The organism is Erythrobacter neustonensis (genome assembly GCF_001663175.1).
Lineage (GTDB): Bacteria > Pseudomonadota > Alphaproteobacteria > Sphingomonadales > Sphingomonadaceae > Erythrobacter > Erythrobacter neustonensis.
The window spans coordinates 2153777-2175095 of record NZ_CP016033.1; the positions used below are offsets into that span (position 1 = coordinate 2153777).

18 protein-coding genes are annotated in these 21319 nt (G+C 65.7%); 5 read left to right on the forward strand and 13 right to left on the reverse strand.

What is annotated here, in order from left to right:
• Window positions 1–10: 10 nt before the first annotated feature.
• Window positions 11–3607: an ABC transporter permease/M1 family aminopeptidase gene (locus A9D12_RS09965; RefSeq protein ID WP_068351358.1), complete on the forward strand. Its 3597-nt coding sequence runs from the start codon at window positions 11–13 to the stop codon at window positions 3605–3607.
• 39 nt (window positions 3608–3646) lie between these two features.
• On the opposite strand, the gene A9D12_RS09970 is transcribed toward A9D12_RS09965, so the two are convergent.
• Entirely contained in the window at window positions 3647–4186 is a 540-nt protein-coding gene (locus A9D12_RS09970; protein ID WP_068351361.1) for a SixA phosphatase family protein, read from the reverse strand.
• A complete protein-coding gene (locus A9D12_RS09975) occupies window positions 4183–6930 on the reverse strand; it encodes an ATP-dependent DNA helicase (protein ID WP_082925507.1) in 2748 nt (915 codons plus the stop codon). The genes A9D12_RS09970 and A9D12_RS09975 overlap by 4 nt, the downstream gene beginning before the upstream one ends.
• 279 nt (window positions 6931–7209) lie before the next feature.
• Here A9D12_RS09975 and A9D12_RS09980 point away from each other — a divergent pair, with 279 nt between their 5' ends.
• Window positions 7210–8823 (forward strand): lysine--tRNA ligase, encoded by a 1614-nt coding sequence (locus tag A9D12_RS09980; protein WP_156522855.1) that lies wholly within the window; start codon window positions 7210–7212, stop codon window positions 8821–8823.
• A gap of 53 nt (window positions 8824–8876) precedes the next feature.
• On the opposite strand, the gene A9D12_RS09985 is transcribed toward A9D12_RS09980, so the two are convergent.
• Window positions 8877–9551, reverse strand: a complete 675-nt coding sequence (locus tag A9D12_RS09985) for a prolyl hydroxylase family protein (RefSeq protein ID WP_068354252.1) — start codon at window positions 9549–9551, stop codon at window positions 8877–8879.
• A gap of 104 nt (window positions 9552–9655) precedes the next feature.
• Here A9D12_RS09985 and A9D12_RS09990 point away from each other — a divergent pair, with 104 nt between their 5' ends.
• The gene (locus A9D12_RS09990; protein WP_068351364.1) at window positions 9656–10213 is read left to right on the forward strand and encodes a cytochrome b; all 558 of its coding nucleotides are present in this window, start codon (window positions 9656–9658) and stop codon (window positions 10211–10213) included.
• 75 nt (window positions 10214–10288) lie between these two features.
• Here the strand turns inward: A9D12_RS09990 and A9D12_RS09995 are convergent, their stop codons facing one another.
• Window positions 10289–11266 (reverse strand): RcnB family protein, encoded by a 978-nt coding sequence (locus A9D12_RS09995; protein ID WP_082925508.1) that lies wholly within the window; start codon window positions 11264–11266, stop codon window positions 10289–10291.
• A gap of 178 nt (window positions 11267–11444) precedes the next feature.
• Between A9D12_RS09995 and A9D12_RS10000 the strand changes: the two genes are divergently transcribed.
• Window positions 11445–12032: a pyridoxamine 5'-phosphate oxidase family protein gene (locus A9D12_RS10000; RefSeq protein WP_068351373.1), complete on the forward strand. Its 588-nt coding sequence runs from the start codon at window positions 11445–11447 to the stop codon at window positions 12030–12032.
• A gap of 6 nt (window positions 12033–12038) precedes the next feature.
• Here the strand turns inward: A9D12_RS10000 and A9D12_RS10005 are convergent, their stop codons facing one another.
• Both A9D12_RS10005 and ettA read right to left on the reverse strand, forming a co-directional pair.
• Window positions 12039–12713, reverse strand: coding sequence for a diguanylate cyclase domain-containing protein (locus A9D12_RS10005; protein WP_068351375.1), 675 nt, complete (start codon window positions 12711–12713; stop codon window positions 12039–12041).
• Between the two features lie 140 nt (window positions 12714–12853).
• Window positions 12854–14527: an energy-dependent translational throttle protein EttA gene (gene ettA, locus A9D12_RS10010; RefSeq protein WP_068351378.1), complete on the reverse strand. Its 1674-nt coding sequence runs from the start codon at window positions 14525–14527 to the stop codon at window positions 12854–12856.
• A 118-nt stretch (window positions 14528–14645) separates the two neighbouring features.
• Here ettA and A9D12_RS10015 point away from each other — a divergent pair, with 118 nt between their 5' ends.
• On the forward strand, window positions 14646–16055 hold the full coding sequence (locus A9D12_RS10015; RefSeq protein WP_068351380.1) for a M20/M25/M40 family metallo-hydrolase: 1410 nt from the start codon (window positions 14646–14648) through the stop codon (window positions 16053–16055).
• 3 nt (window positions 16056–16058) lie between these two features.
• On the opposite strand, the gene A9D12_RS10020 is transcribed toward A9D12_RS10015, so the two are convergent.
• The 7 genes from A9D12_RS10020 to A9D12_RS10050 are packed head-to-tail and all read right to left on the reverse strand — an operon-like array spanning window position 16059 to window position 21316.
• Complete coding sequence (locus tag A9D12_RS10020; RefSeq protein WP_068351383.1) at window positions 16059–17510, reverse strand: globin-coupled sensor protein; 1452 nt, start codon at window positions 17508–17510, stop codon at window positions 16059–16061.
• A 48-nt stretch (window positions 17511–17558) separates the two neighbouring features.
• Window positions 17559–17870 (reverse strand): hypothetical protein, encoded by a 312-nt coding sequence (locus tag A9D12_RS10025; RefSeq protein ID WP_156522857.1) that lies wholly within the window; start codon window positions 17868–17870, stop codon window positions 17559–17561.
• Entirely contained in the window at window positions 17867–18307 is a 441-nt protein-coding gene (locus A9D12_RS10030) for a chemotaxis protein CheW (protein ID WP_068351388.1), read from the reverse strand. The genes A9D12_RS10025 and A9D12_RS10030 overlap by 4 nt, the downstream gene beginning before the upstream one ends.
• Before the next feature lie 22 nt (window positions 18308–18329).
• The gene (locus A9D12_RS10035; RefSeq protein WP_082925509.1) at window positions 18330–18713 is read right to left on the reverse strand and encodes a response regulator; all 384 of its coding nucleotides are present in this window, start codon (window positions 18711–18713) and stop codon (window positions 18330–18332) included.
• A gap of 19 nt (window positions 18714–18732) precedes the next feature.
• Complete coding sequence (locus A9D12_RS10040; protein ID WP_231889594.1) at window positions 18733–19308, reverse strand: chemotaxis protein CheD; 576 nt, start codon at window positions 19306–19308, stop codon at window positions 18733–18735.
• Window positions 19305–20423 (reverse strand): protein-glutamate methylesterase/protein-glutamine glutaminase, encoded by a 1119-nt coding sequence (locus A9D12_RS10045; RefSeq protein WP_068351391.1) that lies wholly within the window; start codon window positions 20421–20423, stop codon window positions 19305–19307. The genes A9D12_RS10040 and A9D12_RS10045 overlap by 4 nt, the downstream gene beginning before the upstream one ends.
• Window positions 20420–21316: a CheR family methyltransferase gene (locus A9D12_RS10050; RefSeq protein WP_082925510.1), complete on the reverse strand. Its 897-nt coding sequence runs from the start codon at window positions 21314–21316 to the stop codon at window positions 20420–20422. Before A9D12_RS10050 ends, A9D12_RS10045 begins: the two co-directional genes overlap by 4 nt.
• Window positions 21317–21319 lie beyond the last annotated feature (3 nt).

Below are 21319 nucleotides of genomic sequence, written 5' to 3' on the forward strand. Positions count from 1 at the left end.
GGCCGCGACCATGCTGACCGCCCGCCTCGCCGCGTTCGAGATCCGTTACCAGCTGCGCAACCCGGTGTTCTGGGTAGCGACCGCGATCTTTTTCCTGATGGGCTTCGGCCTTGCATCGAGCGATGCGGTCAGCTTCGGCTCGCCCGGCGCGGTGCATGAAAACTCGCCCTACACGGTCACGACCGCGATGGCGCTGTTCTCGATCTTCTATCTTTTCGTGATCACCTCCTTCGTCGCCAACGCGGTGGTGCGCGACGATGCGACCAAGTTCGGGCCGATGATCCGCGCAACCCCGGTGGGGCGCAGCACCTTTCTTGCCGGGCGGTTTCTGGGCGGGGTGACGATCGCGACCCTAGGCTACCTGTCGATACCGCTCGGCATTGCGATCGGCGCGGCGATGCCCTGGGTCGATCCCGAGACCGTGGGGCCAGGGAGCTTTGCCACCTATGCCTGGCCGTTCCTCGTCATCGCGATCCCCAACATCATCCTGTCCTCCGCACTGCTGTTCACGCTCGCCACGCTGACGCGTTCGATGCTGGCGAGCTATATCGGCGTGCTGGTGCTGGTGATGGCCTATCTGGCGGTGAGCATCGTCGCGAGTGCGGACCCGACCAATCTGCCGATCGCCGCGCGTTACGAGCCGCTGGGCAGCGCCGCGATCAGCGAAGCGACGCGCTATTGGACCGCCGCGGAGATGAACACGCGGCTGATCCCGCTCGAAGGCAATCTGCTGTTCAACCGCATCTTCACGCTGGGCCTGTCGGCGCTGTTCCTCGGCCTTGCCTGGGCGCGCTTCAGCATGACCGAGCGTGCGCCGTCGCGCTGGCGGCAGAAGCGCCTCGCGCGCCAGTCCGCACGCGCCGCCAAGGCCGCGGCGGTTCCGCCCGCCACCCTGACCGCGCCGGTGCGCCGCGACTTCGGCTTTGCCCACGCGCTGGCCGCCTTCGCCACGCGGTTGAAGGCCGAAGTGCAATTCGTGCTCAAAAGCCCCGGCCTGATCGTGCTGCTGCTGCTCGCGATCGCCTTTGCGACCCTGAACCTCGTCAGTGCCGAGACGCTGTATGGCACCCCGTCCTATCCGCTGACCGCCAATGTCATCGCCACGCTGACGGGCAGCGTCTCGATCTTCAGCCTTATCGTCGCGGTGTTCTATGGCGGCGAATTGGTCTGGCGCGAACGCGATGTGAAGATCAACGAAATCCTCGATGCGACGCCTGCGCCTGCCTGGGCGGTGTTCGTGCCCAAGATCCTCGCGATCTTCGCGGTGCTGATCGCGATGTCGCTGGCGGGCATGGTGACAGGCGTATTGTTCCAGCTGGCCAAGGGCGCTGAGCATATCGACCTTGCGCTCTATCTCGCCGCCTTCGTCTGGCCGCAAAGCGTCGACCTGCTGCTGCTGGCGGTATTGTCGGTGTTCTTCCAGGTGGTCAGCCCGAACAAGTATGTCGGTTGGGGCGTGCTGCTGGTGTGGTTCGTGGGGCGGATCTTCCTGACCAACATGGGCTATACCAACATGCTCTACATGTTCGGGGCCGGCCCGGGTGAGCCGCTCTCCGACATGAACGGCACGGGCGGCTTCTGGGTCGGCGGGCTGATCGCGCGCGCCTATTGGCTGTGCTTCGGCGTGCTGCTTCTGGTGCTGGCGCACTGGGCATGGCCGCGCGGCACGGTGGTAGCGGTGACGCCGCGGCTGAAGGGCATGGGCAAACGCGTGACGCTGGCATCGGGCGGCGTTGCGCTGGCCGCGGTCGCCGGGATGGTCGGCACCGGCCTTGTGATCCACCACAATATCAAGGAACTGAACCGCTTCGAAACGCAGGACGAGGCCGAGGCCCGGCTCGCCGCATACGAGCGCGCCTACCTCAAATACGAAAACCTGCCGCGCCCGGTGGTGACCGATGTCGTGTTCGACGTTGCGGTCTATCCCGACCAGCGGCGAATGAAGGTGACGGGGCACTATCTGCTGCGCAACGACAGCGGCACCGCGATCAGCGAAGTCCACGTGCGGCAGGGCGATCCCGAGGTCGCCTTCACCCGGCTCGATCTGGCGGGCGCGACACTGGCGAAGAACGACAAGGCCAACGGCCACCGGATCTACCGCTTTGCCACGCCGCTGGCACCCGGCGCGACGACGAGGCTCGATTTTGCCTCCGACACTTGGCGGCGCGGCTTTGCCAACAGCGGGGCGGCGACCGACATCGTCGACAACGGCACCTTCGTGAACAACGATACCTTTGCGCCGATCATCGGGATGGACCGGGGCCGGCTGCTGCAGGACCGCACCGCGCGCCGGCGGCAGGGGCTGCCTGCCGAACTCAGGATGGCAAAGCTGGAAGATACCTCGGCTCAGGCGCGCAACTACATCGGCGCGGACTGGGTCAATTCGCGGATCACCATTTCGACCGCGGCCGATCAGGTGCCGATCGCGCCGGGCAACAAGCTGTCCGATACGGTCAGGGGCGGGCGCCGCATCGCGGTGTTCCAGTCGCCTGCGCCGATCCTCAACTTCTTCTCGGTGCAATCGGCGCGCTATGCCGTGGCCGAGGAGCAGGCCGGGCGCGTCGCCTTGAGCATCTATTACGATCCCAAACACGCCTGGAACGTGCCCGCGATGCAAAGGGCGCTGAAGACGAGCCTCGCCTATTACGAGCGCAATTTCGGCCCCTACCAGTTCGGCTATGCGCGGATCATCGAGTTTCCGGGCTACGCCAGTTTTGCGCAGGCGTTTGCGGGCACGATGCCCTATTCCGAAAGCATCGGCTTTGCCGCCGACGTGCGTGACCCTGAGACAATCGACTACGTCTCCTATGTCACCGCGCATGAAGTCGGGCACCAGTACTGGGCGCACCAGGTTGTCGGTGCGAACATGCAGGGCTCGACGCTTCTGTCGGAAACGCTGGCGCAGTATTCGGCGCTGATGGTGATGAAGGAGCTCTATGGCGAGGACAAGATCCGCCGCTTCCTCGCCTTCGAGCTCGACCGGTATCTGGCGGGCCGCAAGGGCGATCCGCTGCCCGAACAACCGCTGTACCGGGTCGAAAACCAGCAGCACATCCATTACCGCAAGGGCAGCCTTGCGATGTATCTGCTCCAGCACCGGATGGGCGAGGATGCGGTCAACCGCGCATTGTCGCGGCTGATTGAGCGCTTCAGATTCAAGGGCGCGCCCTATCCGCGCAGCCTCGATCTGATCGCCGAACTGCGCAAGGAGGCCAAAACCCCGCAGGATCAGGCGCTGATCACCGATCTGTTCGAGAAGATCACGATCTACGATCTGAAGGCGAAGGACGCGACCTCAACGAAGCGCGCAGACGGCAAGTGGGTGACGCGCATCACTGTCGAGGCGGGCAAATTCTATGCCGATGGCAAGGGCGTCGAAACCCCGGCTTCTCTCGCCGAAAGCATCGAAGTGGGTGCCTTCACCCAGCGCCCCGGCACCGGCGCGTTCGATCGGCAGGCGGTGCTCGCAATGCAGCGGATGCCGGCGAAGACGGGCAGGCAGGTGGTCGAAATCGTCACCGCGAAGAAGCCCGCCTTTGCTGGGATCGATCCCTACAACTTCTATATCGACCGCGATGCGGACGATAATGTCGTGGCGGTGAATTGAGGCGATAGGGCGGGGGGCGGAAACGCGCCCCGCCTGCGATCAGCCTTCGGGGCCCAATTCGGGATCGAGATCGCGGGGCCGCGCGAAATGGACGAGCTCGGCGCAATAGCGCTTCAGCTCGCTCCAGTGCGCGATATCGCATTCGAGCACGGCATAGGCGGCGGTCGGGAACTTCACGACCGCTTCCTTGAACAATGCGTTTTCCTTGCCCGGCGCGACCAGTTCGAGCAGCACGTCCTGCAAGCCCGGATTGTGGCCCGAAATCAGGATCGCCTTCGCCTCGTCCGCGCCGGATCCGGCATGGGCTTCGATCGTTTCGACGATGCTGTCGAAGCTGGCGAGATAGAGCCGCTGGTCATAGATCGGCGCGGTATCAGGCAGCGCGCTCTCCAGCGTCAGCTTGACCCGCACCGCGGGGCTGGCGAGCACCTTGTCCCAGCGCACCCCGTGGTCGCGGATATGCCGGCCGATGGCCTCGGCCCCCTTGCGCCCGCGCGCGTTCAACCCGCGGTCGAAATCGCGCTGCGCGGTGTCGTCCCAGTCGGACTTGGCATGGCGCAGGAGACCCAGGATCTTCATGGCTGCAAGGCTCCTCCGGCTGGTTCGCGTGCCGAGGCTCCAAGCCCATCTGCGAGCCGTTGTAAAGCCTCATCAAGCGTCACGCGCAGCACCGGGGTGCCATCGGGAAAGGCCGACAGCAGCCGTGAGGGGAAGGCGGGGGAGAGCACGATGAAATGCCCCTTGTCGTCCTTGGAGCGGATCAGCCGCCCGAAGGCCTGCGCCAACCGCGCGCGGATGATGCGGTCGTCATAGACGCTGCCGCCGCCCGCCGCGCGGCGCGCCTTGTGGAGGATATCGGGGCGCGGCCAAGGCACCTGTTCGAGCACCACGCAGCGCAGGCTTTCGCCCGGCACATCGACCCCGTCGCGCAGCGCATCGGTGCCGATCAGGCTGGCGCGCGGATCGTCGCGGAAGATATCGACCAGCGTGCCGGTGTCGATCGGATCGACGTGCTGGGCATAGACCGGTAGGCCCGCCCGCGCGAGCCGGTCGGCAATCCGCCCGTGCACGCTGCGCAAGCGCCGGATCGCGGTGAATAGGCCCAGCACCCCGCCGCCGCTCGCCTCGATGATCCGGGCGTAAGCCCCGGCCAGCGCGGGCAAATCGCCCTTGGCGATATCGGTCACGATCAGCACCTCTGCGCGCGCGGCATAATCGAACGGGCTGGCCGCTTCGGACAAAAGCGGCGCAACATCGAGATGCGGCGCGCCCGACCGCGCGACCGCGCTGACCCACTTGTCATCGTCGCGGGTGCGGTCGGTCAGCGTGGCGCTGGTCATCAGCACCCCGTGCGCCGGTTCCAGCACCACGCGGGCAAAGGGCTTCATCGGATCGAGCCAGCGGCGATGGATCGCGACATCGAATTCGCGCGCATCGCTGCGATCGACCGCCAGCCAGTCGACGAATTCGGGATCGACCGGCCCGCCGAGCCGATCGAGCAGCGCCTCCCACGCGCCGATCAATTCGATCCGCCAGGTCAGCGCAAAGCGCGCGCCTTCGATCCGCGCGCGCCCCTGCGCGTCGAGCCAGTCGGGCGGGTCGGCCAAAATCGCCTCGAGCCGTCCGCCAAGCCTGATCAGCGGCACGCGGATGCTCGCCAGCGCCTCGGATGCTGCGCCTGCGGCCTCGATGACATCCCCCGGAAGGCCCGCGGCCTCGGTCTCGATGCTGTAGCCTGCCTCCTGCCCGCTTTCATCGCGCGCATAGGTCGCGCTGCGCACCGCGGAGAGCAGCGCCTCCACGGGGCCGAAGGGCTGGTTTTCGCCGACCCGTTGCAGCCAGCCTTCGCTCGGCAGCATCAGCCCCGCCTTGCACGCGGCGGCAATCGCCTCTGCACCGGGCTCGTCATAGCTCGCAATATCCGCAAGCCGCGCGGCGAGCCCGCGGCGGCGGCCGCGCGATTCCTTTTCCGGGCCGATGATCCAGCGGCGCAGTTCGATCGTTTCCTGCCCGGAAAGGGTCGCTGCAAAGGTGCTGTCGGCGGCGTCGAAGACATGGTGACCTTCGTCGAAGATCAGCCGGGTGGGGCGCTGGTTCGGATCGCGCGCGCGCGCGGCGTTGACCATGACCAGCGCATGGTTGGCGATCACCAGATCGGCCTGCGCGGAATCGCGCGCGGCGCGTTCGATGAAGCATTTGCGGTAATGCGGGCACCCGGCATAGATGCACTCGCCGCGCTGGTCGGTCAGCGCGGCGATCCCGCGTTTCCTGAACAACGTGCCGAGCCAGCCGGGCAGATCGCCGCCGATCATGTCGCCATTGGCGGTATAGGCCCCCCAGCGCGCCACGAGCTGCGCCAGTACTGCGGGACGCCCGGCAAAACCGCCCTGCAACGCGTCTTCGAGGTTGAGCAGGCAGAGGTAATTCTCGCGGCCCTTGCGCACCACGACGGGCGGGGTGCCGTCGGCGCGTTTTGCGGGCCATGCACGGCGCGCCTCGGCGCGCAGCTGGCGTTGCAGGTTCTTTGTGAAGGTCGACACCCACACCGTCCCGCCGCTCAGCGATGACCAGACCGAGGCGGGGGCGAGATAGCCCAGCGTCTTGCCGATCCCGGTGCCCGCCTGCGCCAAGGCCAGATGCGGGCGGCCCGGCGCCGAACGCGGGGCAAAGATACGGGCGACATCCTGCGCATAGGCGCGCTGGCCCTCGCGGCTTTCCGCGCCTTCGCCGGTCAGCCGGGCAAGCTGCGCCTTCACCGCTTCGGCGGGCATCTCGACCTGCCGGGGGGAGGGGCGCTCACCCGCCTCGTCCCATTCGGGCAGCCTGGCAAACAGCCAGCGTTCGGCGCGGTCCGGCTTGGCGATGTGCGGGCGCAGCACCTGCGCCCACGGCCAGCGCAGCCGTTCGAGCGATTGCACCGCGCTCCACGCGCCTTCGCGTTCGGGCCAGGCGGGATCGCGGCACGCGGCAATCAATGCGCCGCCCGCGCGCTGGAGCATTTCGGGGACGTCGGCGTCGGTTTCGGGAACGGGCAAGCCCAGCGCCTCGGCCAGCCCGCGCGGGGTCGGCACGCAGAAGCGCGCGGGGTGGATGAAGGCAAAGGCTTCGAGCAGGTCGAGCCCGGACAGATCGGGATAGCCCAGCCGGGTGGCTACCAGCGGCGCGTTGAGCATCAGCACCGGGGTATCCGCGGCGGCCATGATCGCATCGCCCTTCGACACGGCCTGCGTGCTGCCGGCGTTGCCGCGCAGCCAGTGCCCGCCATAGCTTGCGTGCAGCGCGGGCAGGTTCAGCGGATCGGGAAGGGGGCCGGGGGAGGTCACAAGGCTAACGATGGGGTGCCCGCGCGCCAATGTAAACGATTTGCGCTGAAGTTTTGCCGTTAGCGACGCGGGCTTCGAAAGGCGTGCGCTTGCCCCCCTCCAGACCCCCTCCAGCCCCGTGTCGCTATTCCCTTGACCCCGTTTGGGGGCGTTCTACACCGCGTCAGCCCGGCGAAATGCGGCAAAAGCGGCACTGTTTCACGTGAAACATCCTCTTGGCCGGGATCGCGCCATTGATGCTTGCAAGCCGGCCAAGCTTGCGCGATGGCCCCGGCCATCATGACCATCTCGCAAGACGCCCTGATCGCCGCAGCATCCAACTCCAAGGCATGGCCCTTTCAGGAGGCCCAGCGCCTTGCCAAGCGCCTGCCGCAAGGCAAGCCCGGCGGGGTCTTGTTCGAAACCGGCTATGGCCCCTCGGGCCTGCCGCATATCGGGACTTTTCAAGAGGTTCTGCGCACGTCGCTGGTGCGGCGCGCCTATGAAACGCTGACCGGCGCGCCCACCCGGCTGGTCGCTTTTTCGGACGATCTCGATGGCCTGCGCAAGGTGCCCGACAACGTCCCCAATCAGGCGATGCTGACCGAGCATCTGGGCAAGCCTTTGTCGCGTATTCCCGATCCTTTTGAAAAGTTTGAAAGTTTCGCCGCGCATAACAATGCGATGCTGCGCGACTTTCTCGACCGGTTCGGGTTCGACTATGAATTCGTCAGCTCTTCGGACTGCTACAACAGCGGCATGTTCGACGATGCCCTGCGCGGGGTGCTCTCCAACTTCGGCGCGATCCTCGACATCATGCTGCCGACGCTGGGCGAAGAACGCCGCCGCACCTATTCGCCGATCATGCCGATCAGCCCGGCGACCGGTGCGGTGCTGCAGGTGCCGATCGAAGTCGTTGATGCGCAAGGCGGGATTATCCGCTTCACCGACGAGGATGGCCGCATTGTCGAGCAATCCGCGCTGGGCGGCATGGCCAAGTGCCAGTGGAAGGTCGACTGGGCGATGCGCTGGGTGGCGCTGGGCGTCGATTACGAGATGTATGGCAAGGATCTGACCGATAGCGGCATCCAGTCGGGCAAGATCGCCCGCGTGCTAGGCGGGCACAAGCCCGAAGGATTGATCTACGAGCTGTTCCTCGATGCCAAGGGCGAAAAGATCAGCAAATCCAAAGGCAACGGCCTCTCGATCGAGCAATGGCTCGAATATGGCAGCCCCGAAAGCCTGGCCTATTACATCTTCGCCAATCCCAAGAGCGCCAAGCAACTGCACGCCGGCGTAATCCCCAAGGCGGTCGACGATTACTGGCAGTTCCGCGGTGCGATCCCGGCGCAGGACGCGGACAAGCGGCTGGGCAATCCGGTGTGGCATCTGCTGCGGGTGAACGAAGCGCAGCACGGCATCGAAGCGCCGGGCGAGGGCGATACGCTGCCCGTGCCTTTCAGCCTGCTGCTCAATCTCGTAGGGGTTCTGGGTGCCGGTGCGACGCGCGAGGCGGTGTGGTCCTACCTTGGCAATTATGTCGAGAATGCAGATCCGGCCGCGCACCCCGCGCTCGACGCGCTGGTGGGCCGCGCGCTTGCCTACAACCGCGACTTCGTTGCCCCGACGCTCGAAAAGCGCGCGCCGGTGGGCGGTGAAATCGCGGCATTGCAGGCACTTGATGCAGCGCTTGAAGCCGCCGACCCTGCGACCAGCGCGGAGGATCTGCAGACCATCGTCTACGAAATCGGCAAGGTCGAGGAGTTCGGTTTCGCCTCTTTGCGCGACTGGTTCAAGGCGCTCTACGAAACCCTGCTCGGCAGCGAACAGGGCCCGCGCATGGGCAGCTTCATCGCGCTCTACGGCATCGCCCCCACCCGCACGCTGATTGCCGAGGCGCTCGCCAAGGTATAGTCGCAGCCCGCGCCAAGTGACTGTTTCCTTGCCATAAGCGGACTGACATTCGATCAGCCGAATGCGCGGGTGCGATACCACTTGGTGACGATGTATTTGCTGCCCGCGATCACCGGGAGGCCGGCATGGAGCGTGGCCTCGTTCGGGGTGCCGTCGGGAAGGGCATTGTTCCAGAGCAGCAGCGCGCCGGGCGTCGGTTCGATTTCCAGACTCTGCAGCGTGAAGGCGGTCGCGCCGCCAGCTTCCACCGCGTTGAGATAGGCCATCGCGGTCCAACTACGCTGCCCCCCACGCGCTGCCTCCATCGGCCAGTAGCTTTCCGAGGTGTAGAACCAGTCGTTGTGCGGTTTGAACTCCTGCCCCGGCGTATAGCGCTGGCCCTGTAGCGGTTCTCCGATAGGCGACGGCAATCCAATCAGCGCATCGATCCGTGCCGACACCTGCGCCGTGAGCGGATGCTGCGGGTCGAGATCGGCGGAGAAGGAGGTACGATAACCGCTGTCGTAGTCCATTTCGTGCAAGCCCGAAGGGCGCGCGGCGGCATCGATCATCCGGCAAAGCTGCGCGCATTCATGGTCCGCCAGAAAGTCGCCGACTGCGAACAGCGCGATTGCCGGCGCGGCAATGCGATGAACCGCGGCATTGTCGGCGAGCCGCGCGCACACCGACGCGCCAAGCGATCGCAGCGCTTCCTGATCGGGAACAGCAGAGAGCGAATGCGCAGTCATCGCGACCTCGGTAGCAATCGGTTGCAGCCGTGCAAGTATCGCCATTGCAGCCGCGTAGAGCGATGCTAGGCTTGCCGGATCGGTCGATCATGGGAGGGACGGGAATGCACAATCACGCTGCAGGGAAATACACAGGGTTCGCGATGCTGCTGCATTGGCTGATCGCGGTGCTTGTCATTGTCAGCTGGCGGATTGCCGAAGGCGCCGAAGGCGCGGCCACGCGGGAGGCGCGGGGCGAGATCATGGCCAACCACTTTGCGATCGGCGTGGTGATCTTCGCCGTGGTCGCGGTGCGGCTGATCTGGCGTCTGATGAACCCCCCGCCGCCCGCGCCCGCAGGCCACAAGGGCTGGGAGCGCACGCTGGCGCGGATCGTCCATACCGCGTTTTACGTGCTGCTGCTGGCAATGCCGATCGCCGGCTGGATCGCGATGTCGAGCTTCGGCAACCGGATCAGCGTCTGGGGCCTGTTCGAATTGCCGCGGCTTCCGGTGCCGATCAACCAGGCGCTGGGCGAGCAGATTTTCGAGCTTCACGCGCTGGCCGGAACCACCTTGCTGATCCTGATTGTGGTCCACGCGCTGGGCGCGCTCAAGCATACGATCATCGACAAGGACGGCACGCTGTTCCGGATGCTGCCGTTCGGCCGGGTGCGCGGCTGAACCCAATCTGTCTTGCAGAAACGAAAAACCCCGCCGGATCGCTCCGGCGGGGTATCTTCTGTTACGGGTGGAGACCTACCAGAAGAAATTCTCGATCGCGTCTACGACCTCGCCGGTGTAGATATCGACGAGCAGGACATCGTCATAATACCTAACCCACTGGTACGGGCCGTAGGCCGGGGGCAGGCGATAGGCCCACGGATCGTTGATGAAGTACCGCGGCTGGAAGAACAGGCTGTCCAAATAGAAGCCGATGTTCACCCGGTTGTAGCGGTAATTGCGGAACGGTGCATAGTAGGCGCCCGGGCGGAAAATGCGGACATTGCTGCGACGGTAATCGTACCAGTTGTAGGTCCGGTTGTTGCGCCAGCCATTATCCCAGCGCCGGAAATCGCGGTTATCCCAGCCCTGGCGGCCGTTGTAACCCCACCGCCAGTCATTCTGCCGCCAGTTGCGACGGTCGGCCCGCCGATCGTCGCGACGATCGTCCCGCCAGCCATCGCGGCGCCCGTCGCGCCAGCCGTCGCGCTGCTCGACCCGCGTATCGCGGCGATCGCGCTGCCATGCATCACGGCCGGTCACGACGCGATCCTGCACCCGCTCGGCACGGCGATCGCCGCGCTGTTCGATCCGGCCCGCACGCACGTCGCCGCGCTGCTCGATGCGGTCGGCACGGGCTTCGGCCCGCTGTTCGACCCGCCGGGCGGCGACATCGCGGCCGCGCCGTTCAAGCCGATCGGCCTGCTGCTCGCCGCGCCGCTCGACGCGGACGGCCTGCTGTTCGGCGCGCCGGTCAACCTGCCGGGCACGCTGTTCGCTGCGCTGATCAATCCGCCGTGCCTGCTGTGCTGCTTGGACGCGGCGGGTCATTTCCTGATTGTAGGCTCGCTGCGGCGCGGCGCGTTCTGCGCGGGGCTCTTGCCGCTCTGCACGCGGGCGGTCACGCTGGCCGGGATTATCGGCAGCCTGCGCCGGAATTGCAAAGGTGAGGGCAGCAGCAAGCGCGACCAGCGATCCGCCGGTACGAGCCAAGGGGGCAAAAATTCTATTCATGGCAAGTGCCTCCAAAATTCGCCAGCCCACCACAGGCTTCCTGAGATGAACCCCCAATAGACCTGGCAGACTGTCGCGCGGATGAACCGGACCGCCGATGTTCAGAAAAATTGCGCCTACCCTGAATATTTTTGGTCAAGCTTGACGCGGACAATGCAGCCGACAAAGGCTGCGCCCCATGTTCGACACGCTTGATGCCGCATTGGCCGACTGCCGCAACCGCCTGATTCGCGCACCGCGCGATCGCAAGGCGCCGATGCATACCCCGGTGATCATCACGGGCGATGTGGATGCGCGGGTGATGGTGCTGCGCGCGTTCGACCCCGCCGCATGGACTCTTCGCCTGCACACAGATGTGCGCGCGCCCAAGGCACAGGTGATCGCAGGCGATCCGCGGGTCGCGGTGCTGTTCTATGACAAGGGCGCCAAGATCCAGGTCCGTGCACGTGGCACGGGCGTGATCGCAAGCGAGGGTGACGAGGTCGAAGCCGCGTGGGCGGCCAGCACGAACTTTGCGCGCCGCTGCTATCTTGGCGAAGGGCCGGGGGCGGCATCGGATGTGCCGACATCAGGCCTTCCGGCAGAGTTCGAGCGGACCGAACCCGATGATGCCCAGCTTTTGCCCGCCCGCGAGAACTTCGCCTTGCTCAAGATCACGCTGACGACGCTCGATTGGCTTTACCTTGCGCACACCGGGCATGTGCGCGCGCAATTCGCGCGCAAGGATGCGGCGGCGGCGTGGGAGGGGCGCTGGGTTTCGCCCTAACGTGCCTCAGGCGGCTGCCGCGATGCCGACCACGGACGGGGAGGGCGCAGGCAACAGCTTGATTTCCTCGATGTCGCTTGCGGGCACGACGTGGTCTTCCCCGCGCGCCATTGCGACGCGCAGCGCGCGCCGGGCCAGCGCGGCGAGATGCGTGCGATCCTCGGGTGCGTGGGCGGCAGCGACACCAAAGCGGACCGATAGCGGCGCGCCACCGCCGTCATGCCCGAAACGCAGCTTTGCAAGCCGGCGGCGCAGGCGATCGGCGATCCTTACCGCGGCACGCTCGTCCGCGCCCGCAACGTCGATCGTGAAGTCGTATCCCTTGCCTATCGCGAACCGGTCGTTCTGCCGCAGGCCCGCGCGCAGCACCTGCGCGATGTGGTCGCGCACCTGTTCGCGGAGCGGATGGTCCGAAGCATGGAAAGAAGACGAGTGGTGCTCGACCTGCCCGTGCAGCACCGCGCGTGAGCGTGCGCGCATGGCGTGGCGGCGCGCGGCAAGATCGATCGTGCGGGTCAGCGTTTCGGGTTTGAGCAGATCGTGGATCAGTTCGGCTGAACGGCCGCGGTGCTGACCGCTGCGATGATGGGCCACGCGCTGCCCGGCCCATATGCCGCCCGCCAGACAGATTGCGCCCGCCAGCGATGCCACTTCGAGTGGCACCTCGATTCCCAAGAACATGCCCCGTGCCCCTTTTTGCAACTTATGTTGTCTCTTGGGGAATGACGTAGCTCTGCTTAAAAATTCGTAAAGCATTAAATTGGCCGTCGGGCAGAGGCGGGGGTGAGCCTGCCGCCTGGCAAGGCCCACCCGGCGCCCGCTCAGCGGGTCAGCTTCTTGTAGGCAAGCCGCGTCGGACGATCCGCCGCATCGCCCAGACGGCGGCGCTTGTCTTCCTCATAAGCTTCGAAGTTGCCTTCGAACCATTCGACATGGCTGTTGCCTTCGAAGGCGAGGATATGCGTAGCGAGCCGATCGAGGAAGAAGCGGTCGTGGCTGATGACCACGGCGCAGCCTGCGAAATTCTCAATCGCGTCTTCCAGCGCGGCGAGCGTTTCGACGTCGAGATCATTGGTCGGCTCGTCGAGCAGCAGCACGTTGCCGCCTTGCTTCAGCATCTTGGCCATGTGCACGCGGTTGCGTTCACCGCCCGACAGCTTGCCGACGTTCTTCTGCTGGTCCGCGCCCTTGAAGTTGAACGCGCCCACGTAAGCGCGGGTCGAGGTTTCCTGCTTGTTGACGGTCATGTAATCCAGCCCGTCGCTGATCTCTTCCCAGACGTTCTTCTTGGGGTCGAGGTGGTCGCGGCTCTGGTCGACATAGCCGAGGCGCACGGTCGAGCCGATTTCGATCGTGCCGCTGTCGGGTTCTTCCTTGCCCGTCAGGATCTTGAACAGCGTCGACTTGCCCGCGCCGTTCGGACCGATCACGCCCACGATCCCGCCCGGGGGCAGGATGAAGGACAGGTTTTCGAACAATAGCTTGTCGCCGTAAGCCTTGGAGATGTTCTTGGCTTCGATCACCTTGCCGCCCAGACGCTCGGGCACCTGGATGACGATCTGTGCCTTGCCGACCTGACGATTGTCCTGGCTGTTCTGCAGTTCCTCGAACTTGCGGACACGCGCCTTCGACTTGGTCTGGCGTGCCGCCGGGGTCTGCCGGATCCATTCGAGTTCGCGTTGCAACGCCTTCTGCTTGCCGCTTTCCTCGCGGTTTTCCTGCTCCATCCGCTTGGCCTTCTTCTCGAGATAGGTCGAGTAGTTGCCTTCGTAGGGGTAGTAGGAGCCGCGATCGAGTTCGAGGATCCATTCGACCACGTTGTCGAGGAAGTAGCGGTCGTGGGTGATCATCAGCACCGCGCCGGCATAGTCCTTGAGGTGGTTTTCGAGCCACTGGACCGATTCGGCATCGAGGTGGTTGGTCGGCTCGTCGAGCAGCAGGATCGAGGGTTTCTGGATCAAGAGGCGGGTCAGCGCCACGCGGCGCTTTTCGCCGCCGGACAGGTCCTTGACCGGCCAGTCACCCGGAGGGCAGCGCAGCGCTTCCATCGCGACTTCGAGCTGGTTGTCGAGCGTCCAGCCATCGACCGCGTCGATCTTGTCCTGAAGTTCGCCCATTTCCGCGCCGAGCGTGTCGAAATCGGCGTCGGGCTCGCACATCAGCGCGCTGACTTCGTTGAAGCGCGCGACCAGATCGGCGGTTTCCTTCGCGCCTTCGCGCACATTTTCGAGCACGGTCTTGGTGGGGTCGAGCTCGGGCTCCTGCTCGAGATAGCCGACCGTGATATTCTCACCCGGCCACGCCTCGCCGGTGATGTCCTTGTCGATCCCGGCCATGATCTTGATCAGGGTCGATTTGCCCGCGCCATTGGGGCCGACGATGCCGATCTTCGCGCCCTGGTAGAATTGCAGGTTGATGTTGTTCAACACCGGCTTCTGGGCGCCGGGGAAGGTCTTGGTCATGCCCTTCATGACATAGGCGTATTGCGCGGCCATCGGATGGGTCCTTCGGATCGTGGTATCTGGGTTGTCGGTTTGGGCGTGCAGATAGGGAAGGGGAGAAGGAAGGGCAAGCGGCTAGACTTGGCGCCTTGCGCCCGATAGCACCGGCCCCATGATCAGAACCCTTGCCGCGCTCGGCGCGATGACGCTCGCCATCCCCGCTCTGGCCAACCCGCTGCCCACGCTTGCCGAAGCGGCCGATGCGGCCCATCGCGGTGACACGATCGCCTGGGATTTCCTCGAGGGCATCACTACCGAAGTCGGTCCGCGTCAGGCCGGGACCGAGGCCGAGGCGCGCGGGCGCGCATGGGCTGTGGCATGGCTCAAGGCCAATGGCTTTGCCAATGTCGCCGACGAGCCGTTCATGATGGACACCTGGGTGCCCGGCGATATCGCCCGCGCGCGGATCACCGCGCCGTTTGCGCAGGATCTTGCGGTGCTCCCTCTGGGCGACAGTGCCGCGACGCCTGTTGGCGGGATCGAAGCTGAAGTGGTCTATTTCCGCACCGTGGATGATCTGCGCGCGGCGCCCGCGGGCAGTCTGAAGGGCAAGATCGCGTTCATCAGTCATGCCATGTCGCGGACCCAGGATGGCAGCCAATATGGCTTTGCCGGGCCGGCGCGCTGGGTCGGCGCGGGGATCGCGGCGAGCAAGGGGGCGCTGGCAACCGTGATCAAATCGGTCGGAACCGATCACCATCGCAACCCCCACACCGGCGGCACCGACTTCCCCGACGGCGTGAAGCCCACTCCGGCAGGCGCGTTGAGCCTGCCCGATGCCGCAAATCTCGAACGCATGTTCGCGCGCGCTGCGGGCAAGCCGATCAGGATGAAGCTGGAATTGAACCCTCGCCGCCTTGGCCGCACGCAAAGCGGCAATGTGGTGGGCGAGATTGTCGGTCGCAATCCGTCGCTCCCGCCGGTGCTGCTGGCCTGCCATATCGACAGCTGGTGGAATTCGCCAGGCGCCTTCGATGATGGCGCGGGCTGCGCGATCATCGCGGCGGCCGCACGCAATGCCGCGCGCGCCGGTCAGCCGCTGCGCACGATCCGCGTGCTGATGGCGGGCGCAGAGGAAGTCGGGTTGTTCGGCTCGGTCGCCTACAGCAAGGCGCACATCGACGAACCGATCGCGGTCGGCCTCGAAAGCGATTTCGGCGCGGACAGGATCTGGCGCTTCGACAGCAATTTCCGCGAGACCAACCCCGCGCTGCACAAGAAGATCGCCGCCGCGGTTGCGCGCTTCGGGGTGTCGGCTGGAACGGATGTCGCAACCGGCGGGGCTGACATCAACATCGTGCGGGACCAGAAGGGCGCGCTGATCGATCTTCAGCAGGACGGCACGCGCTATTTCGACCTGCACCACACGCCGGACGATACGCTCGACAAGATCGACATCGTCCAGCTTCGCCAGAACGTGGCGGTGTGGACTCAGGTTGCCGGTATCCTCGCCAACGAAGAAAGCGCGATCCTGACCGGCGGCGTCGTGCCGTCCGCGCCGCCGATCATGCAGAACAAGTAAGGATCAGGCCGCGCGGCCCAGCCGCAGATCGATCGGCGCGCCGGCGTGCAGACCGCGTGCGCCAACATCGAACTGTGCCAACGCGCTGTCGAGCAGGCCCGCCTCGCGCGTGAGCGAGGTGGCAGCGGCAGTGCATTCCTCGGCCATCGCTGCGTTTTGCTGGGTCGAGCGGTCGAGTTCGCCCACCACGGTGTTGATCTGGGAGAGGTTCTCGGCCTGCATCGCTGCCGAATCCGCAAGCGTCTGGATCGCACCCGACAGCGCGGCGATATCGCGCGTGATCGCGGCAAAGGCATCGCCGCTGCGACCCACCAGATCGACCCCGCGATTGACCTGCACCGAACTGGCCGAGATCAGCGCCTTGACCTCGTCCGCCGCCTCGGCGCAGCGCTGCGCAAGGGCGCGAACCTCGTTGGCGACCACGGCGAAACCCTTGCCCGCTTCGCCCGCACGCGCGGCTTCGACCCCGGCGTTCAGCGCGAGCAGGTTGGTCTGGAACGAGATGCTTTCGATCACCGCGATGATCGAAGTGATTTCCTGCGACGAGCTTTCGATCTGCTGCATCGCGCCCACCGCTTCGGACACGATCTGTGTGCCTTCGGTGGCGCGGGTGGTGGTGGCGTTGATCGTGCTGCGCGCGCCCGCGCTGGTCGACGCGCTTTCCTGGACGCTGGCGTTGATCGACGCGATCGCGGAGGCGGTCTCTTCGAGATTGGCGGCCTGTTCCTCGGTTCGGCGCGACAGATCGTCGGCGGCCGAACGGATCTCGGTCGCGCCTGCGCTCATCGACCCCATGCCTGCCATCACCCGGCCCAGCGTCTCGCTCAAGGTTCCCAGCGCGGCGTTGAAATTGTGCTGCACCTGTTCGTATTCGGTCGGGAAGCCGTCGATCCGTGCGGTCAGGTCTCCGCCCGATACCTGCGCCAGCGCGGTGCCAAGCTTGTCGCTGACCAGCAGGCGCACGCGTTCTTCGGAATTGTGGAAATAGCCCGACAGCGCCAGGTCGATATCGAGCAGCGCGATCTTGACCAGGGTGGCCACCTGCCGCGCCTGCGCCCGCCGCCACGGCAGCATCCCGCGCCAGCCCGGTGCGATGATCGCGGTGATCAACTCGTCGAGCACGAGACCATAGGCACCGACATACCATTTGGGTTCCAGACCGATCCGGGCATGCACATTGCCGATCCGCGTCGCGCGGTCGTAGAACCGCTGATCGACCCCGTCGCGGAACACCGCCAGCCAGTGTTCGGCCTGCATCGCCTTGGCGCGGTCCATCTGCTGCGGGCTATCGAAATGCGCCGACAGTTCGCGGCGCGAGGCAATGACCCGGTAAAACCCGTCGAGCGCTTCGTCGAGCCGCCGTTTCAATGCGCGGCCCACGCCGGTCAGGACACCTTGCCGCACATCGGCAAGGCCATAGTAATCAAGGCGCTCTTTGAGCGGATCGATAGCCATAACGGCACTCCTGCATGTCGAATGGGCGCGACCCCGGGGTGGGTGAATTCAATGGCTGGCCACACGCTCGAGCGCATTGCGCAGATCGCCGAGCCGGATCGCGGCGACCGCGGCAGCGGGGTCGCGCGCGGCGAGCACATCGGCCATTTCGCGCAGCGACTGCGCAAGCCGGTCGATCTGTTGCAGTTGCACCAGATGCTTCCCGGCCACCGCAGGATCGCTGCACAGCACGATCCCGAAGGTCTCGGCATCCTCGGCAAACCGGCCGAGCCGCGCGGAAATCGCATCGAGCAGCGCCGCCGAATGGGGCGCGGTGCCGCGCGGCACGTGGTCGGCGGATCGAGCGTGCGGCATCGTCACGCCGCCAGCTCGATCGGCTCATCCGCCATCAGCCGCGACAGATCGAGCACCATCACCATGTCGTCGCCCAGTGGGGCGATTCCTTCGAGGAAATGGGTGATGGTTTCCTGTCCCATCGCGTCGGGTTGCTGCAGCGTGCCCGCTTCGATCGAGACGATATCGGCGACATCGTGGACGATCAGCCCGCGCATCTGGCCTTCGTGCTCGATGACGATGATCGGGTTGCGCGGGGTCGCCTCGGTCGGAGTCCAGCCAAGTCGCGCAGCCAGGTCGATCACCGGCAGCACCGCGCCGCGCAGATTGACCACGCCCGCGACATAATCGGGCACGCGCGGCAGCCGCGTGACGGGCGACCAGGCGCGGATTTCGCGCACGGTCATGATGTCGATGCCGAACCGCTGGTTGGCGATGCCGAAGGTGATGAGTTCGTGGCGCATGGCAAGTGTCCCCCGGGCAGGATCAGTGGATCACGCGGCGCAAGGCTGCGGTAAGCTTGTCGGCGTCGAACGGCTTGACGATCCATCCCGTCGCACCGGCATTGCGCGCGCGCTGTTTCTTCTCGTCCGAGCTTTCGGTGGTCAGCACGAGGATCGGGCGTTCGCCGTGCAGCGCGCTGGTGCGCAGTTTCTCGATCAGCCCGAACCCGTCGAGCCGCGGCATGTTGATATCGGTGATGATCACGTCGACTTCGTTCGAGGCGAGCCATTCCAGCGCTTCCTGACCATCTTCGCACTGCTCGACCGCGAACCCGCGTGAAGTCAGTGCGCCAAGCAGAAGCGCGCGCATCGAGGCGCTGTCATCGACCGTGAGAACACGGATTGAGGCAGTGTTGCTGGATTGCATGATGTGCTCCGTTTGAACGTCAGAATAGCTCGACCGTCCCAAGCGCCGATTGCGGCCGCCCCAGTGGTTTTTCCTTAGGCGCGACATCGGCTGTCACGAGGCGCGCGCGAACCTGTCCGCTGGCGGGACGAAACTGGATTCGCCGAGCCTGAACGCCTTCGAGATCCTCGAACACGCAGGGAATGCGCTCGCGTTCGAGGAACTGGCGGGCAAAGACGGCATTGGCGGTGCCAATCGGGCTGAGATCGGGGTTGAGGTTGGCCCCGCCGTAAAGCCGGGCGCGCATCCGGCTCTTGCTGGCACCCAGTCCCAGCATCTCGTTGATCAGCAGTTCCATCAGGAACAGGCCGTAATCGCTGTCGAAGGCCTGGCTGCGCACATGGGCGGGGGGTTCGGCAAGCAGGAAATGGTTCATCCCGCCGACCCGTGAGACAGGATCGAACAGACAGGTCGCAACGCAGCTGCCCAGGATCGTGCTCATTTCGATCCGCGGGTCGCTGCTGGCCTTGGCTTCGCCCTGCACGATGGTCATGCGCATCATGTCGGGAACGCCCGTGCCATCGGCGGCTGACGAGAAGGGGCTCATGACCGTCATGCAAAACCAGCCCGCGCCTTGGCCGGCGCAGCGGGCGCGAAGATCGCACTCGCGATCCGGTCGAGCGGCAACACATCGCTTGCCGCGCCCAGTTCGATCGCGGCGCGCGGCATCCCGTAGACCACGCAGCTTGCCTGATCCTGCGCGATCGTGCGCGCGCCGATGCTGGCCAGTTGCGCCATGCCTTGCGCCCCGTCCTGACCCATCCCGGTAAGCAGCACACCCAGTGCGCGCGGTCCGGCACTGGCGCCCAACGTGCTGGCGAGCGAGGAAAACAGGCGGTCGACGCTCGGGCGGTGCCCGCTGACGGGATCGCCTTCGCGCAGGACGCAGCGCCATCCGCGCGATCCTGCGGCGGCGACCTGCAAGTGGCGATCGCTGCCCGGCGCAAGCAGCACCATCCCGCGTTCAAGCGGCATGTCGCTTTCTGCCAGCATCACCTTCGGGCGGGCCGAGCGGTCGAACGACTGCGCGATCGCTCCGGCAAAGCAGGCGTTGATGTGCTGGACGATCAGCGTGGGCGGGCAATCGGCGGGAAATCCGGCGAGCACGGTGTGCAACGCCTCGACGCCGCCGGTCGATGCACCGATCACGATGATATCCGGCTGTCCGGCCTGCGGCTGCACCGCGCCGATGCCAGCGCCGCGCCGCAACCCTGGTTCCTGGGGCGGGTTGGCATTGGCGGTGGCGCGCGGATGGATTGGATGCGGGACCAGGTGCACCCGCGCAGCCTCGCGCACCATGTCCACCAGCGGGCAATCGTCGACCATTTCGCTCGGGCGCACGCGCAACTGCGATTTGGCGACGCACCCGACCGCGCCCAGTTGCAGCCCGCGCGCGGTCGCGCTCGCGCCGGCTTCGGTCGCGCCCGAAACCAGGATTACGGGGGTGGGGCGCAGCTGCATGATCTTTTCGAGGAAGGACAAGCCATCCATCCCCGGCATCTCGATATCGAGCGTCACCACGTCGGGGTCGAGCGCCTTGATCATGCCGCGCGCCTCGCTCGCATCGGCAGCGGTGCCCACCACGCTGATATCGCTGTGCTGCCCCAAACGGTGCTGCAGCAGTGCGCGCATCAATGGGCTGTCGTCGACGATCAGGACCCGAATGCTCATGCTGCTTCCCTTCGGCGGTAAATCGTGGGCCCGACAGGATCGAGCAGTTCGGCGGCAGGCCCGCTGACGCGTTCGGAATGGCCGATGTAAAGATAGCCGCCCGGCAGCAATGCGTTCGCAAAACGGGTCAGCAACCGGTCCTTGGTCGGCCCGTCGAAATAGATCATCACATTGCGGCAGAAGATGACGTCGAAGGGGCGTCGCATCGGCCATTCGCCCATCAGGTTGAGCTCGCGAAAGCGGACCATCGCCTGCAAAACAGGGTCGATGCCAAGCCGCGGCTCGCTGCCGGAGCCGGGGGCCGCGATGCTCCAAGCGCGGCGCAAGGGTTCGGGCACGGCCTCGAGCGCGCTGGCGGGATAGGTCGCCGCCCGCGCGCCGGCGAGCGCATTGATCGAAATGTCACTGGCCAGCGCGATCAGGCGCGACTGGGCAAGTCTCATGCCTGCACCGCGATCTGCCCCCAGCAGTACCATCAAGAGCGTCCAGATTTCCTCGCCGGTGGAACATCCCGCCGACCAGATCCGGACTTCTTCTCCCGCGGTCGCCCGGCGCACCAGATCGGGGCGCACGGTGGTTTCGAAATGGTCGAAATGGTGCGGTTCGCGGTGGAAATAGGTGTGATTGGTGGTCAGCGCAGCCACCACTTCGGTCAACAGCCGGGCATCGCCATCCAGCGTATCGAGAAACGCGCCGAAGCTGGTCAGGCCGCTGCGCCGCACCAGCGGGGCAAGCCGCGAATAGGCCAGCATCCGCTTGCGATCGGACAGGACAATTCCCGTTTCGGCATGGATCAGGCCGGAAATGCGCCGGAAGTCGGCCTCGCTGTAGATCGCGGGGCTGACGCCGGGCACCATGCTCTCGGTCGCTGCTGCAATGCTCGCGGTGTGCATCGG

Coding starts and splice junctions, on each gene's coding strand:
- A9D12_RS09965 (WP_068351358.1), top strand. CDS start 11: ATGCTGACCGCCCGCCTCGCCGCGTTCGAGATCCGTTACCAGCTGCGC.
- A9D12_RS09970 (WP_068351361.1), bottom strand. CDS start 4,186: ATGAAGATCCTGGGTCTCCTGCGCCATGCCAAGTCCGACTGGGACGAC.
- A9D12_RS09980 (WP_156522855.1), top strand. CDS start 7,210: ATGACCATCTCGCAAGACGCCCTGATCGCCGCAGCATCCAACTCCAAG.
- A9D12_RS09985 (WP_068354252.1), bottom strand. CDS start 9,551: ATGACTGCGCATTCGCTCTCTGCTGTTCCCGATCAGGAAGCGCTGCGA.
- A9D12_RS09990 (WP_068351364.1), top strand. CDS start 9,656: ATGCACAATCACGCTGCAGGGAAATACACAGGGTTCGCGATGCTGCTG.
- A9D12_RS09995 (WP_082925508.1), bottom strand. CDS start 11,266: ATGAATAGAATTTTTGCCCCCTTGGCTCGTACCGGCGGATCGCTGGTC.
- A9D12_RS10000 (WP_068351373.1), top strand. CDS start 11,445: ATGTTCGACACGCTTGATGCCGCATTGGCCGACTGCCGCAACCGCCTG.
- A9D12_RS10005 (WP_068351375.1), bottom strand. CDS start 12,713: ATGTTCTTGGGAATCGAGGTGCCACTCGAAGTGGCATCGCTGGCGGGC.
- ettA (WP_068351378.1), bottom strand. CDS start 14,527: ATGGCCGCGCAATACGCCTATGTCATGAAGGGCATGACCAAGACCTTC.
- A9D12_RS10015 (WP_068351380.1), top strand. CDS start 14,646: ATGATCAGAACCCTTGCCGCGCTCGGCGCGATGACGCTCGCCATCCCC.
- A9D12_RS10020 (WP_068351383.1), bottom strand. CDS start 17,510: ATGGCTATCGATCCGCTCAAAGAGCGCCTTGATTACTATGGCCTTGCC.
- A9D12_RS10030 (WP_068351388.1), bottom strand. CDS start 18,307: ATGCGCCACGAACTCATCACCTTCGGCATCGCCAACCAGCGGTTCGGC.
- A9D12_RS10035 (WP_082925509.1), bottom strand. CDS start 18,713: ATGCAATCCAGCAACACTGCCTCAATCCGTGTTCTCACGGTCGATGAC.
- A9D12_RS10040 (WP_231889594.1), bottom strand. CDS start 19,308: ATGACGGTCATGAGCCCCTTCTCGTCAGCCGCCGATGGCACGGGCGTT.
- A9D12_RS10045 (WP_068351391.1), bottom strand. CDS start 20,423: ATGAGCATTCGGGTCCTGATCGTCGACGACAGCCCATTGATGCGCGCA.
- A9D12_RS10050 (WP_082925510.1), bottom strand. CDS start 21,316: ATGCACACCGCGAGCATTGCAGCAGCGACCGAGAGCATGGTGCCCGGC.